The following is a 13,841-nucleotide window of genomic DNA, read 5'->3' as shown; positions in this document are numbered from 1 at the left end:
GCTGTTGTGTAATGAGGCGGATTATTCAGGTCGGTTCAGGGTCAGCACCACCGGTTCGGTAATCGCACCGGTGCGACGGGTGGCGAGACACTGCTCAACGGTGTAAAGGTTGCGCTCGAATTCGAGTTTGTCGGTGTAATACTGATCGAGCAACGAGATGACCAAAGCCAGTGAGTCAGCGTTTTCAACGGCCTTCGTTGTCGGGTGGTATTGCGTCGAGGTGCCGCCCTCATCCATCGCAAGTTTGCCGCTGGCAAGATTGAGCAGCGACGCAACGTCCAACATCTGGTCAGTGCTGCGGCTCTTTGCGGTATCGCTGGCGTAGCTGACATCCTCAGTCTGCGCTGCGCCATGCAGCATCTCGTGAATCAGGTCATCCGCCACCACATCATGGTTGTAACCGTGGCCGATGAAATGAGCGTTCAGATTGCGCGTGTAGATTTCCATGAACATCACGTTAGCCCGCTCGCCTGGGACGGCGGTAACCCATTGCTGGTACAGCTGAGGATTGAAGGCCGCAAGATTACCGTTGTCCTTGTACGGATCAAGAATCAGATTGCTCAGGGAAAAGCCGGCGAAATCGGTACGAATCAGCTTCAGGTATTTCAACAACCGGTCTTTGACATCCGAGCTGTTGCTGCCCAAAAACGCTTTGAGTATGAAGTCGCAGTCTTTGGCAAAGCCGCGATCACTCAAAGCCTTGATTGCCTCTTCAATCTTGGCCTTGGCTTTCGGCAAGCTTTTTTCAATGACGGCACGGGTGTAACTGATCGGCAATGTTTTATGGAAAAGATTCACTCTGAACGGAGCATCGACAGTAAAACTGTTCAGCTTTGGTCCCCAGGCTTTGCCGCTACGATCAAGTGCATACCAGTAAAAGTCTTTGCGCGCAGCCACTACCGTCAACGTTTCTGCACCGGATGCTTTCGGGCGCCAGTTGCCTTGCCCGGCAATGAGCTGGGTGCCGGCATCGACAAACTCCCCAGACTTGTTGGCGCCTTTGATATGCCTCATCTGCGATTTGGCCAGTGCAATGATTTCCTGGGTCTGCCGACTTAAACGCATCCCGCCCTTATAGACCAGTCTGCCTGTGCCACGCACGATTGAAGGCAGGTCATCCAAAGGATTAAAGATGGAAATCCCGGTGGCAATTGCCAGTTTGGCAAGGTGTCCCAGCTTGATGGACAGAGTAGTAGCCTTTGACACGATCGACGCTGTTTTACTGGCAACACCCGCAACGGTGCCCACCAGTGCAATGGCATCCATGGCGCAACCATAGACGCCGTCGATAATTCGGTTGTGTTCCCCGGAAGTCAGATCCTGTATGCACTTTTTGAACGGTACGACGAGATCCACAATGTACGTTGCGACCGCCTCTCCTCTGGCTCGCTCTCGCTCAAGCTCCGTAGGTGAGGTGGCGCTTTTTTTCAGTTGTTCGAATGTCATCAAGGGGTGACGGAGTACGATGAGCGCCGAGATCTGTTCAATCCTGGGATCAGAGAAGTTCTGAAATTCACTGTGCTTCGGAGTCGTAGGTGTGGCCGGTGCGGGCAATGCAATCAACTTGTCGATAATCGCTTCGCTGCTGGTCACACGAAAATCGTTCACCACGCCTTCGATATAACACTTGCGGTTGATGGGCAGACGCTCCTTGGGTGTTACTGCCCCCTCGTATTTCAAGTCACCCTTGAAATCCGCTCGTGCCGGTAAGTTGAGTTTTCCGCTTTGAACGATGAATTTTCCCAGATCATCATTGCGATGAATTTCGCCGCTCAAGGTAAACAGCTCAAAGCACGTGAGTTTGCCGCGATGGGAGGCGCACATGATAATGCCGAAACGCCCAGTGACTGCATCTTTGTCCCCTTGAGTCTCCCAGTTCGCTCTAAAGACGTGCCCGTCCCCTAGCGGGACCGTACGGGTCTGCAACGCCGTGTCTCGTACGGTAAAAAACGTCAACTCTGCGCGCAGCACGTTTTGGAGATCGAAATAGGACATACGCGACAGCGCCAGTTTGAGCGTAGTAGCCAGTGCTGCATTCAACTCATTCAGATAGCTGCGCAATTGCCGATTGAATTCGAGGTTGTTATCAGTCAACCACAGCAAGTCCGGATAACGGTTATAAATACTCACGACCGATGGATCGTGAAGCGCAGGCTTTTTATTTCCAGAGATCTGGGACAGCAAATCGGGCGCATTGCTGTCCGGAAAAACGGCACGGAAATCCCATTCCCGTTTTGCGAGATCGCCGGACATATGCAAGTCGATCATCGACATGATAGTCGGCGAAGCCCCAAGTCCCGGTCGCTGATTGAGCAACGGTTTTTCCAGAAAGTCGCAGCTTGGGGCTGCACGCTCCAGCGCGGACCTGGCGATGGCTCTGCGATCAGGTAGTGGCGTGGAATAGGCGTGGCTGACCTGAGAGAAATTCGCTACATACTGCTGATAGGCCGCAGTAGCCCGTTGTGTCGTCGTTTTTTCGTCCTGTTTGAATTCGACTTCAGTGATGATCGCGTTGATCAACGCCCAGTCCACGATCGGGTCGATCAATGCCAGCGTATGCACATCGGCCAGCGCCTGGCTGACCGGTTCCAGCTGCGCGTACGCCATGACCTGCGCATAAGTCATCACCCGCGCGGCGCCTTGAACGACCGCTTCAACCAAAGCGACACCCCGACAGAAAGCCACCCACTCGAGCGACCCGATCGCGATCGATGTCGGAACCTGCCTGACAATGAATTCGGGGGCGATCTGTGCCAGGCACAAGTGAATCGCCAGAGGTGCTGCGTCGTGGCTGACCCATTGATTGGTCACCATATGATCGCGCAGCCCCTCCAGAACTACAGATGCAGGCCTGCCAAGATGGCGTGGCGAGTACATTTCATAGCTGCCTACAGACTTTCTGTTCTGCTGCTTGCCAATAAATGGATTGATATCCAGCAACATGGCAGTTGCCAACAGCTGGCCAAGTTGTGAATCAGAGATCGTCTCTCCTGCTTGCGATCCGAACCAGCCGAGGCGCTGCAAGCATGAAAGAGCCCAACTTTTCGAAGTCGCATGACCGATTAACTGCTTTAATAAGACAGCTGCGTTGTCATGTACTGCGATCCCTGACCGGGAACCAGCCATCAGATTGCTCAACAGTTTGGTGTCACGGGGCATTTGTTGTCCCGTGATATTTCTCATTGCCAGGCACTGCTCGGCGGACAAAGTAATGAGTGCCGAGTCATCCGCAACAAGCTGCCCCCAATAATTACCGAGACTGTCGATTTCGGGAAACTCAAACTCAAAATATTCAATCAGATTCTTCAGTTGCGCCACCGTATCTGGCACATCAAAACCATGAAATCCCAGCCATTGCTCTACTGTTATTTCATCGTCTGTCCATACGTACCCCCCCGCCTCTTTGGCGATATCAGTGATTAGCGACAACACACTGTGATCAAACCCCAGTCCCTTAATACTGCTGTGTTCCTTGAAATCTATCCAGCCATCCTCGGCGGACACTTCCACTTTCCCGGATTGCGTCACGCAAATCGACGGACTGTCGCTCCCCGTCAAACCCAGCATATAGCTACACATGGCAACCGTACGGGTCAGATTGATCAGGAGCATTTGTCCAGGTGCATGGATGTCATACAAGGACGAGTTCTTCTTCAACTCGATCTGATAGTCCCATCCCAGAATAATCTGTTTTTCAGGGTAGTTCGCAAGACACGATTTCAGTTCGGCCAATACCAGATTGCGCTCTAAAGCATCTGCATCCAGGCGCTGTTGCATGCTCGCACCAACTGCATACTTGAAGAACTTCCCTTTCATTTCAAAACTCATAACTTCCCCATCAGTAAATAAACGTGCCTGTTTGGCCGGCGCGATATTACTTTCACCGAACAAACTTTCCAGCCGTTATTTATGAGGCAAAATTTCAAGCCATATAAAGCACAGTCAAACTACGCCTTAGTCCACCAACCCCCATTCACCAGCACTTGAGCCGGATACATCTCCCGGGCGCGCAAGTTTCAGTTTCAGTTTCAAATTATTAATTGAGTCAGCATGCTTTAGTGCTTCCTGTGCACTCAGGACACCCTCAGCCACCAACTTGTAAAGTGCGTCATCAAAGGTTTGCATGCCCAGTTCCCCGGACTTTTCCATGATCACTTTCAACTCCCCCAGCTCATTGCGACGAATGAGGTCGGCAATGGTGGGCGTCCCCAACATGACTTCAACTGCCGCCCGTCGCTGGCCATCAAGCGTGCGCACCAGACGTTGGGAAACGAAGGCCTTCAAATGATTGCCTAGACTGTGGAGCAATTGCGGGCGGCGCTCTTCGGGGAAGAAATTGATGATCCGGTCCAGCGCCTGATTGGCGTTGTTGGCGTGCAATGTCGACAGCACCAGATGCCCGGTTTCGGCGAAGGCCAGCGCATGTTCCATAGTCTCCCGATCACGGATCTCACCGATCAGCACCACGTCCGGTGCCTGACGCAGGGTGTTTTTCAGCGCCGCGTGAAAACTGCGGGTATCGACCCCGACTTCTCGCTGGTTGATGATCGATTTCTTGTGGCGATGGATGTATTCCACCGGGTCTTCAATGGTGATGATGTGCCCGCTGCTGTGGCGATTGCGATGATCGATCAGCGCGGCGAGCGAAGTAGACTTCCCGGAGTCGGTAGCGCCGACAAACAGGATAAGCCCCTGCTTGAGCATCACCGTTTCGAGCAGTACCGGCGGCAGCTTCAGGTCTTCGAATCGGGGGATGTCGAGTTTGACGTTACGGATCACGATCGACACGTCATTGCGCTGTTTGAAGATGTTGACCCGGAAACGACCGATCCCGGTTCGGGAAATCGCCAGGTTCATTTCCAGATCCCGGTCGAACTCCCGGCGCTGCTCGGCGTCCATCAGGGAGGCGGCGACAGTCGCCACTTCGCCGGGCTTGAACGGCTGCTCGCTCAACGGTGTCAGCACGCCATCGAACCGCGCACTGGGTGGCGCCCCCGTGGACAGGAACAGATCTGAACCGTGGCGGCTGGCCAGTTGTTTGAGCAGTGCGTCGATTTCCATGGCAAAAAGCACCTGCGAAGCTTTCAATGAACTTAAGACCGTGCGTCGTGACGCGACGGGCCTTACAGCGTCTACCGCACTAGGATAGTAGACGCCGCCTCACCGACCGACGCTCAGGACCCTTTGATGAACGCTGTACCGCACACCGATGACGCCCAGGCATTGATTGCCCGCACCGACTGGAGCCGCAGCCCGCTCGGCAGCGCCGACAATTGGCCACAGAGCCTGCGCACCGCGGTGGACATCGTGATTCACTCGCCGATGCCGATGCTGCTCTTGTGGGGCCCGCAGCTTACCCAGATCTATAACAACGGCTTTGCGCTGCTGGCCGGCAGCAAGCATCCACACGCTTTCGGACAACCGGCGCACCAGATATGGCCGGAACTTCGAGACTTTACCGACCCGATTTACAGCGCCGTCCTACAAGGCCAGGTGCGAACCTACAGCGAACGGCGCTTTACCCTGCAACGGGACGGCCAGGATTCCGACTTCTGGCTGGACCTGACCTACAGCCCGATTCGTGACGAAAGCGCGCAAGTGGCCGGCATTCTGGTCACCGCCATCGAAACCAACGAACGCCGACGCATCGCCCTGGAACTGCAGCAACGTTCCGAAGACAGCCTCAAGGCCCAGCGCGAAAGCGAAGAGCGCCTGCAACTGGCGCTGGCAGCTACCGACGCGGTTGGCACCTGGGACTGGGACATTGGAGAAGATCGCTTCATCGCCGATGCCCATTTCGCCCAATTGCACGGTGTCGACCCGGTTCGGGCCAGTCAGTTGCCCATCAGTGAATACCTGCACGGCGTGCACCCGGAAGACCGCGCGCTGATCGCCCGCAGCATCAAGCACTGCATCACCCATGGCACCGAATACGCCGAGGAATATCGTCTGTTGCAGACCAATGGCGAGGTGCGCTGGGTATTTGCCCGCGGACGTTGCTACAAGGATCACCACGGACGGCCGATGCGTTTTCTCGGCGCGGCGCTGGACCTGACCGAGCGCAAACACACCGAACAGGCACTGCGGCAAAGCCAGACCGAGCTGCAACTGATCATCAACGCAATGCCGATCCTGATCAGCTACGTCGACCGCGAAGAACGCTTTCGCCTGAACAATGCTGCGTACCTGGACTGGTACGGGCTGACGCCGCAAGAGCTGTACGGACGCACAATCCGCGAAGTGATCGGCGAAGAATCCTACTTTCTGCGTGCCCCCTACATCGCCGAAGCACTGGCAGGCCGCCCTTGCTCGTTCAGCCTGTACACACCCCATCGCGATGGCAGCCAGCGCCACGCCTTGATGAACTACCTGCCACGCCACGGCCCGGATGGTGCGGTGAACGGTTTTTACATCTTCGTGATCGACGAGACAGAACGTAAAAAGACCGAAGAGGCCTTGCGCAACCTCAATGAAACCCTTGAGGAACGCGTGAGTGCGCGCACCGAGCAACTGGCCCAGGCCAACCAGCGTCTGCAGAACGAAATGTTCGAACGTGAACGCGCCGAAGACGCCCTGCGTCACGCACAGAAAATGGAAGCGGTCGGTCAGCTCACCGGCGGCATCGCCCATGACTTCAACAACATGCTGACCGGAATCATCGGCAGCCTCGACCTGATGCAGCGCTATATCGCCAGTGGCCGTACTGATGAAATCGGTCGATTCACCGATGCCGCAGTGTCCTCGGCCAATCGCGCCGCGGCGTTGACCCACCGCTTGCTGGCGTTCTCGCGGCGCCAGTCGCTGGATCGCAAGACCTTGAACGTCAACGAGCTGATCCACTCCCTGGAAGACCTGATCCGCCGCACCAAGGGCGATCCGATCGAACTGACCTTGCGCCTGGCCGACAGTGTCTGGCCCGTCAGCACCGATGTCAGCCAATTGGAAAACGCCCTGCTCAACCTGGTGATCAACGCCCGCGACGCCATGCCGGACGGCGGTGAACTGCTGATCGAGACCGCCAATGTTTATCTCGACGGTAACGACATCACCACGCTGGAACCGGTCAAGGCCGGTGATTACCTGATGCTTGCAGTGAGCGACAACGGCACCGGCATGACGCCGTCGGTGCGTTCGAAGGCGTTCGACCCATTCTTCACCACCAAACCGATCGGCCAGGGCACGGGGCTCGGGTTATCGATGATTTATGGTTTTGCCCAACAAACCGGCGGGCACGTCAGCCTCGACAGCCTGCCGGGCCAGGGCACCTGTGTGCGCCTGTACTTGCCGCGTTTGTATGCGCTGGAACCGGAGCGGCCGGTGATCGAAACGACGACCGAGGCCCCCGCCGCCGCCACCGGCGAAACCGTGGTGGTGGTCGAGGACGATCCGGCGGTGCGCATGCTGGTCATGGACCTGCTCAAGGAATTGGGTTACCGCGCCCATGAGGCCGAAGACGCCAAAAGTGCCTTGCCGCTGCTGGAAACCGACCTGCGTGTTGACCTGCTGGTGACCGACGTCGGGCTGCCGGGCATGAACGGCCGGCAACTGGCGGAGATCGCCCGCCAGCATCGTCCGGGGCTCAAAGTACTGTTCATGACCGGTTATGCGCAGAAAGCCGCCGAGCGTCAGGGTTTCCTGGAGGACGGCATGGACATGGTGGCCAAGCCGTTTTCCATTGAACTGCTGGCCGGCAAGATCCGCACGATGATCAGCCAAAACCCGTGACTTGAGGCATAATCCGCGCCCCGCCGTCACCCCGCTACAGGTATTGCACGATGAAAGCCCAAGCCCGCCACATTCTGGTGAAAACCGCCGAAGAGGCTGAAAAACTCAAACAACGCATCGCCAACGGTGAAGCGTTCGATGTACTGGCGAAGAAATTCTCGACCTGCCCGTCCGGCAAGCGCGGCGGCGATCTGGGTGAAGTGCGGCCGGGGCAGATGGTCGACGTGATCGACGCGGTGATCTTCAAGAAGCCGCTGCGCACGGTGCACGGGCCGATCAAGAGCAAGTTCGGCTATCACCTGGTGCAGGTGTTTTTCCGCGATTGATCCGGTGCCCTGAAGGCGCGGCTGTCGGCAGCGCCTTCAAAGATCGGATTCATTCTTTGGGGATCAGTGCGCCAGGCACCTGAATCACCCGACTGGCCAACCGGTGCCCAGCCTCCGCCGCCTGCGCAGGGCTTGCGCCCGACAAGCGACTGGCCAGATACGCCGCACTGAACGAATCCCCCGCCGCCGTGGTGTCCACTACCTTCTCGACCTTCTGCGCCGGCACTTCGAACGCTTCCCCGTCACAACGAATCAGGCACGCCTCGGCGCCACGCTTGAGCACTACCTCCGGCGTACCGATCTGCGCGTACGCTTCAAACACCGCATCACAGTCCTCGAAATGGAACAGCGCCTGCTCGTCGTCCACCGTCAGCAACGCCAGATCAACATGGGGCAGCACGCTGCGATACGCCGCCCGCGCCTCTTCTACCGAGGCCCACAGCCGTGGCCGGTAATTGTTGTCGAAGACGATCCGCGCATCGCGCTGGCGGGCTTCGATCAAGGTCTGAATCAGCTTTTCCCGCCCCTGTGCGCCAAGCACCGCCAGCGTGATACCGCTGAAATACAGCACGTCGTAGTCCGGCAACGCCGCGAGAATCGGCGCGGCGGCCGGGGTCGTGAAACAGTCGCGTACAGCGGCCTCGTTGCGCCAGTACAGAAAACGCCGTTCGCCGGCGGCATCAGTCTGGATGCAATACAGCCCCGGCAAACGACCGGGCAAGCGCTGGACCAGATCCAGACCAATGTTTTCAGCGGCCCAACTGCGGCACATGGCGTCACTGAATCTGTCGTCACCCAGCGCCGTAACGTAATCGACCTGCGCCTTGTCGCCCATGGCGCGGGACAGATACACCGCCGTGTTCAGCGTGTCGCCGCCGAAGCTCTGTTGCAGGCTGCCATCAGCACGTTGCTGAAGTTCGATCATGCATTCGCCGATCAGGGCGATGCGCGGGGTGTTCGGACCCAAGGGACTGAGCGTGTTCATCAGAAACAGGTTTCCATGGTTTCGATCACCGACAACTGCTCATCCACCAGCAGCCCTACGCGCCACTTGTCGAAGGTCAGGCACGGGTGCGAAGTGCCGAAGGAAATGATGTCGCCAACGCGCAGTTCCACCTCCGGCGCCACGGTCATGAAGGCGTGCTGGTCCATCACCGCCGTCACCTTGCAGGCACCGACATCGTCGCCTACAGCCGGCAGCACGCCAGCCTTGTAACGCAGCAACGGCACCGGCATCCCGGCATCGAACGCCACGTCACGCTTGCCCAGGGCAATCACCGCGAACCCCGGCTCCGGCATCGACTGCACGTGGGCCCAGACTTCCAGCGCCGGGCGCAGGCCTTCATGCAGGTCGCTGCGACGGTCGAGCACGCAGCACTGCGCCTCTTTATAAATGCCATGGTCGTGAGCCACGTAACTGCCGGGACGCAACACGCTGAGGAAACGCCCGCCTGCGCTCTGCGCTTCGAACGACTCGGCGATCAGGTCGTACCACGCCGAACCCGATGCGGTGATGATCGGCTTGGCGATGGCGAACGCGCCGCTGTCCTGCAACTGCACCGCCAGGCGCACCAGCGAGGCGGCGAACTCACGAATGCCGGTGACGGCGTGATCGCCGTGGATCACGCCCTCGTAACCCTCGATACCGGTCAGGGCCAGCGCCGGTTGCGCGCCGATGGCCTTGGCCAGTTCGATGACTTCCTGTTCGCTGCGGCAACCACAACGGCCGCCGACCACGCCGTACTCGATCATCACGTTCAGGCGCACGCCACGCGACGCGAAGTAAGCGCCCAGATCGGCGACGTTGTCCGGGTGATCGACCATGCAATAGAAGTCGAAGGTCGAATCGGCCGCCAACAGATCGGCGATCAACGCCATGTTCGGCGTACCGACCAGTTGGTTGGCCATCAACACCCGGCGCACGCCGTGGGCGTATGCGGCGCGGGTCTGGGTGGCGCTGGCCAGCGTAATGCCCCAGGCGCCGGCGTCGAGCTGACGGCGAAACAGCGCCGGGGTCATGCTGGTCTTGCCATGGGGCGCGAGTTCGGCGCCGCTGTCGCTGACGAATGTCTGCATCCAGCGGATGTTGTGTTCCAGCGCTTCACGGTGCAGCACCAGCGCCGGCAGGCTGATGTCACGCACCAGTTGCGCGCCGACGGCGGCATCGCCCTTTTCCACGGCAGCAGTGTTGTTGGCAGTCGTCATGGTCGATCTCCTCACAGTCGCGCCCGCAGGCAGGCGCGGTTATTCGTTGATTCGTCGGGCGAGGCTGTTGGCGCTCTCGATCAAGACCCGGCAATAGTCGTTGTAATTGGTCTTGGCATCGGCGCGCGGGGCGACGATGCACAGGGTGCAGATGGCCACGCCTTGAGGGTCTTTGACCGGGGCGGCGAAGCAGTGGGTAAAGGTGTCGGCGACACTGTCGAAGGAGAAGAAACCGTCGATGCCGGCCTGACGGATTTCCTTGAGAAATATCTCCATCGGCAGTCGTTCGCCACCCGGCAGGATAAAGTCGTCGGGGTCGATCAGGTCGCTGATCTGCTGGTCACTCAAGTGCGCCAGCAGCAAGCGTCCGGACGCCGTCCACGGGATTGGCGCGTTCTCGCCGATATCGGAGGAAATGCGGAAATGCCGCTCGCCCTCCTTCATCAGCGCCACCGTGTATTTGCGCCCGTTGAGCAGGCACATCTGCGCGGTTTCCCGGGTCTGGCTGACGATCTCCTGCAACGCGTGATCGGCTTCGCGACTGAGGTCGAAATGACGCAGATGCGCCTGGCCGAGGAAGTACAGCTGACGACCGAGATAGACATGACCGTCCTTGCCCACCGGTTCGAGAATCCGCCGTTCGAGCAACGAGGCCACCAGTTCGTAGACCGTGGATTTCGGGCTGCCGATGCCGTTGGCGATGTCGTTCGGGCGCAGTGGCTGGCCGATCTCCTTGAGGAAATCGAGGATATCGAACGCCCGGTCCAGACCGCGTGCCCGGCGCTTGATGGTGTCTTCGGTCATTTCTGTTGTTCCCATAAAAGATGCCGGGATGGTAACTGGCCCTTGGCGTTGTGTCAGTTGGATCGCAGCCCTCACCCCCCGCCCTCTCCCGGAGGGAGAGGGAGCCTGACCGTATCGATACATGACTAGCTGCCAAACGCCGGACTCTGCATCGATAGAGATCAGTCCCCTCTCCTGGGGGAGAGGGCTAGGGTGAGGGGGCTACGGCCTCAGCGACGCCACATCTCTCAAGCCTTCTTCTTGTACGCAATGCAGTCGATCTCGACCTTGCAGTCGACCATCATGCTTGCCTGCACACAGGCCCTGGCCGGTGCGTGTTCGGGCTTGAAATACTCGCCGAAGACCTTGTTGAAACTGGTGAAATCCCGCGGATCGTCCAGCCACACCCCGGCACGTACCACGTCTTCCAGGCCGTAACCGGCCTCTTCAAGAATCGCGATCAGGTTCTTCATGGTCTGGTGCGTCTGCTCGACGATGCCGCCCACAATGATCTCGCCATCTACCGCCGGCACCTGCCCGGAAACGTGCAGCCAGCCATCGGCCTCGACTGCGCGGGCGAATGGACGAGGCTGGCCGCCAGCGGCGGTGCTGCCGGTGCCGTAACGAGTAATGCTCATGGATGTGTCTCCTGATTGAAAAAGTGAAAAGTCAGAACCGCGTGCTTTTGAGAAATTCAGCCAGCCGCGGCGATTGCGGACGCTCGAACAGCTCCTTGGGAGGCCCCTGCTCTTCGATGCGCCCCTGATTCATGAACACGATCTTGTCCGAGACCTCGAACGCAAAACGCATTTCGTGGGTCACCAGCAACATGGTCATGCCGTCCTCGGCCAGGCCCTTGATCACGTTCAGCACTTCGCCGACCAGTTCCGGGTCGAGGGCCGAGGTGACTTCGTCGAACAGCATCAGGCTAGGGTTCATCGCAATCGCCCGGGCAATCGCCACGCGCTGTTGCTGACCGCCGGACAACTGGCCGGGAAAGTGATTGCGCCGCTCCAGCAGGCCGACCCGCTCCAGCCATTTCTCGGCCAGCACCACGGCTTCGTCCTTGTGCATCTTTTTGACTTTGAGCAAGCCGAGGGTGACGTTCTGCAGCGCAGTGAGGTGCGGGAACAGGTTGAACTGCTGGAACGCCATGCCGGTCATCGCCCGATGGCGCGCGATGACTTTTTCCGGGTGGCGCACGCGTTTGCCATTGAGTTCGTCATAACCGATGGATTCGCCGTCGAGCAGGATCTGCCCGCCCTGGAACTCCTCCAGCATGTTCACGCAACGCAGCAGCGTGGTCTTGCCCGAGCCGCTGGAGCCGATCAGCGTCACCACGTTGCCGCGCTGCATGCTCAGGTCGACACCCTTGAGCACTTCGACCGCGCCGTATTGTTTGTGCAGGCCACGGATATCCAGCAGGGGCTGGCCATTCTGGACGTTGGAAACTTGAGCTTGAGTCATGGCAAGGCCACCCGCTTTTCAATGTGCCGGCCGAGTAATTCGATGCCGTAGTTGATGACGAAGAACAGAAAACCGGCGAACAGGTAAAACTCCAGGGTCATGAACGTCCGGGCGATGATCTGCTGGGTGCTGAGCAACAGCTCCGCCACGCCGATCACCGACAGCAAGGTCGAGGCCTTGACGATTTCCGTGGACGAGTTGACCCAGGTCGGCAGGATCTGCCGCAGTGCCTGGGGCAACAGCACGTAGCCAAGGGACTGATAGAACGTCAGGCCGATGGCCTTGCCCGCTTCCATCTGCCCGCGTGGCAATGCCTGCAACGCACCGCGCACGATCTCGGCAACGTGGGAGCCGCAAAACAGCGTCAGACCCAAGGCACCCGCCTGAAACGCGCTGATCTGCCAACCGAGCGCCGGCGCCATGTAGAAGCAAGCCAGTACCAGCACAAACACCGGTGTGCCGCGAATCAGGTCGACATAAAAGCGGAACGGCGCGCGCATCCAGAACTTGCCGTAGGTCAGCACCAGCCCGGCGAATACGCCGATGACCGTGCCGAACAGAATCGCCAGCGCCGACACTTGCACACTGGTCAGAAAGCCTTGCCACAAGGCTTCGCGGGCAATCCACAACTCATGCAACCAACTGGGGGATTCGTACATCGCAGCCTCCTATCGGCGGATCGCCAGACGCTGCTCGAGGTAACGCAGCAGCATGGCAATGAGGTAACAGGCCGCGACATACAACGCCGTGGTCACCAGCCAGGTTTCGATCACCCGGTAGCTCTCGACGTTGATCTTGCGCGCGTAGTAGGTCAGCTCCGGCACCGCAATCGCGGCGGCCAGCGAGGTGTCCTTGAACAGCGAAATGAAGTTGTTCGACAGCGCCGGCAGCACGTTGCGCAACATCACCGGCACGGTGACATAGGCCTTCACCTGCCACTCGCCCAGGCCGATGGCCAGTCCCGCTTCGCGCTGACCCTTGGGGATGCTCAACAAGCCGCCCCGGAACACTTCGGTCAGGTACGCCCCGGCATATAACGACAGGGTGATGATGAACGACGGGATCTTGTCCAGCCGGATCCCCAGGCTCGGCAACGCAAAGTAGATCAACAGAATCAACACCAGAATCGGCGTGTTACGGATCACCGTGACATACACCGATGCCAGCACCCGCAAGGCGCGATGCTTCGACAGCAAGGCAAACGCCATCAGCAGGCCGATCACGCAGCCGATGGCGATCGACACCAGCGCCAGCTCAAGCCCCAGACCGAGCCCCGCCAGCAAGGTGTCGAAATCGCGCCACACGGCGGCAAAGTTCAACTGATAGTTCATGGTT

General features: G+C 58.8%; 11 protein-coding genes. 2 read left to right on the top strand and 9 right to left on the bottom strand.

Annotated features, from left to right (window positions below):
- Positions 1-21: 21 nt before the first annotated feature.
- Both AC1RR7_RS04150 and AC1RR7_RS04145 read right to left on the bottom strand, forming a co-directional pair.
- Positions 22-3,891: a hypothetical protein gene (locus AC1RR7_RS04150; RefSeq protein WP_493156252.1), complete on the bottom strand. Its 3,870-nt coding sequence runs from the start codon at positions 3,889-3,891 to the stop codon at positions 22-24.
- A 63-nt stretch (positions 3,892-3,954) separates the two neighbouring features.
- Positions 3,955-5,061 carry a PilT/PilU family type 4a pilus ATPase gene (locus AC1RR7_RS04145; RefSeq protein WP_102622261.1) on the bottom strand — a complete coding sequence of 369 codons (1,107 nt, stop codon included), beginning with the start codon at positions 5,059-5,061 and terminating at the stop codon, positions 3,955-3,957.
- A gap of 126 nt (positions 5,062-5,187) precedes the next feature.
- On the opposite strand from AC1RR7_RS04145, the gene AC1RR7_RS04140 reads away from it, so the two are divergent.
- Together AC1RR7_RS04140 and AC1RR7_RS04135 are read left to right on the top strand one after the other, a co-directional pair.
- Positions 5,188-7,725: a PAS domain-containing hybrid sensor histidine kinase/response regulator gene (locus AC1RR7_RS04140; RefSeq protein WP_493156250.1), complete on the top strand. Its 2,538-nt coding sequence runs from the start codon at positions 5,188-5,190 to the stop codon at positions 7,723-7,725.
- Positions 7,726-7,775: 50 nt separating this feature from the next.
- Positions 7,776-8,051: a peptidylprolyl isomerase gene (locus AC1RR7_RS04135; RefSeq protein WP_493156248.1), complete on the top strand. Its 276-nt coding sequence runs from the start codon at positions 7,776-7,778 to the stop codon at positions 8,049-8,051.
- 49 nt (positions 8,052-8,100) lie between these two features.
- On the opposite strand, the gene AC1RR7_RS04130 is transcribed toward AC1RR7_RS04135, so the two are convergent.
- From AC1RR7_RS04130 to AC1RR7_RS04100, 7 genes are all read right to left on the bottom strand, one after another.
- On the bottom strand, positions 8,101-9,036 hold the full coding sequence (locus AC1RR7_RS04130; RefSeq protein ID WP_493156246.1) for a sugar kinase: 936 nt from the start codon (positions 9,034-9,036) through the stop codon (positions 8,101-8,103).
- Positions 9,036-10,256 (bottom strand): amino acid deaminase, encoded by a 1,221-nt coding sequence (locus AC1RR7_RS04125; protein WP_493156244.1) that lies wholly within the window; start codon positions 10,254-10,256, stop codon positions 9,036-9,038. Before AC1RR7_RS04125 ends, AC1RR7_RS04130 begins: the two co-directional genes overlap by 1 nt.
- 39 nt (positions 10,257-10,295) lie before the next feature.
- A complete protein-coding gene (locus tag AC1RR7_RS04120) occupies positions 10,296-11,060 on the bottom strand; it encodes an IclR family transcriptional regulator (protein WP_493156242.1) in 765 nt (254 codons plus the stop codon).
- Positions 11,061-11,287: 227 nt separating this feature from the next.
- Positions 11,288-11,677, bottom strand: a complete 390-nt coding sequence (locus AC1RR7_RS04115; protein ID WP_039768794.1) for a RidA family protein — start codon at positions 11,675-11,677, stop codon at positions 11,288-11,290.
- Positions 11,678-11,708: 31 nt separating this feature from the next.
- Positions 11,709-12,506 (bottom strand): amino acid ABC transporter ATP-binding protein, encoded by a 798-nt coding sequence (locus AC1RR7_RS04110; RefSeq protein ID WP_007960239.1) that lies wholly within the window; start codon positions 12,504-12,506, stop codon positions 11,709-11,711.
- Entirely contained in the window at positions 12,503-13,165 is a 663-nt protein-coding gene (locus tag AC1RR7_RS04105; protein WP_007960241.1) for an amino acid ABC transporter permease, read from the bottom strand. The genes AC1RR7_RS04110 and AC1RR7_RS04105 overlap by 4 nt, the downstream gene beginning before the upstream one ends.
- A 9-nt stretch (positions 13,166-13,174) precedes the next feature.
- Entirely contained in the window at positions 13,175-13,837 is a 663-nt protein-coding gene (locus AC1RR7_RS04100; protein ID WP_059405928.1) for an amino acid ABC transporter permease, read from the bottom strand.
- Between the last annotated feature and the right edge of the window lie 4 nt (positions 13,838-13,841).

This window comes from Pseudomonas sp. GW821-FHT11G12 (genome assembly GCF_058808055.1).
The sequence above is the reverse complement of the archived record's forward strand: the minus strand, read 5'-3'. Positions and strand labels throughout refer to the sequence as shown.

Excerpts from the sequence above, each read along its gene's own strand:
- AC1RR7_RS04145 (WP_102622261.1), bottom strand. The coding sequence starts at position 5,061 with ATGGAAATCGACGCACTGCTCAAACAACTGGCCAGCCGCCACGGTTCA.
- AC1RR7_RS04140 (WP_493156250.1), top strand. The coding sequence starts at position 5,188 with ATGAACGCTGTACCGCACACCGATGACGCCCAGGCATTGATTGCCCGC.
- AC1RR7_RS04135 (WP_493156248.1), top strand. The coding sequence starts at position 7,776 with ATGAAAGCCCAAGCCCGCCACATTCTGGTGAAAACCGCCGAAGAGGCT.
- AC1RR7_RS04130 (WP_493156246.1), bottom strand. The coding sequence starts at position 9,036 with ATGAACACGCTCAGTCCCTTGGGTCCGAACACCCCGCGCATCGCCCTG.
- AC1RR7_RS04125 (WP_493156244.1), bottom strand. The coding sequence starts at position 10,256 with ATGACGACTGCCAACAACACTGCTGCCGTGGAAAAGGGCGATGCCGCC.
- AC1RR7_RS04120 (WP_493156242.1), bottom strand. The coding sequence starts at position 11,060 with ATGACCGAAGACACCATCAAGCGCCGGGCACGCGGTCTGGACCGGGCG.
- AC1RR7_RS04115 (WP_039768794.1), bottom strand. The coding sequence starts at position 11,677 with ATGAGCATTACTCGTTACGGCACCGGCAGCACCGCCGCTGGCGGCCAG.
- AC1RR7_RS04110 (WP_007960239.1), bottom strand. The coding sequence starts at position 12,506 with ATGACTCAAGCTCAAGTTTCCAACGTCCAGAATGGCCAGCCCCTGCTG.
- AC1RR7_RS04105 (WP_007960241.1), bottom strand. The coding sequence starts at position 13,165 with ATGTACGAATCCCCCAGTTGGTTGCATGAGTTGTGGATTGCCCGCGAA.
- AC1RR7_RS04100 (WP_059405928.1), bottom strand. The coding sequence starts at position 13,837 with ATGAACTATCAGTTGAACTTTGCCGCCGTGTGGCGCGATTTCGACACC.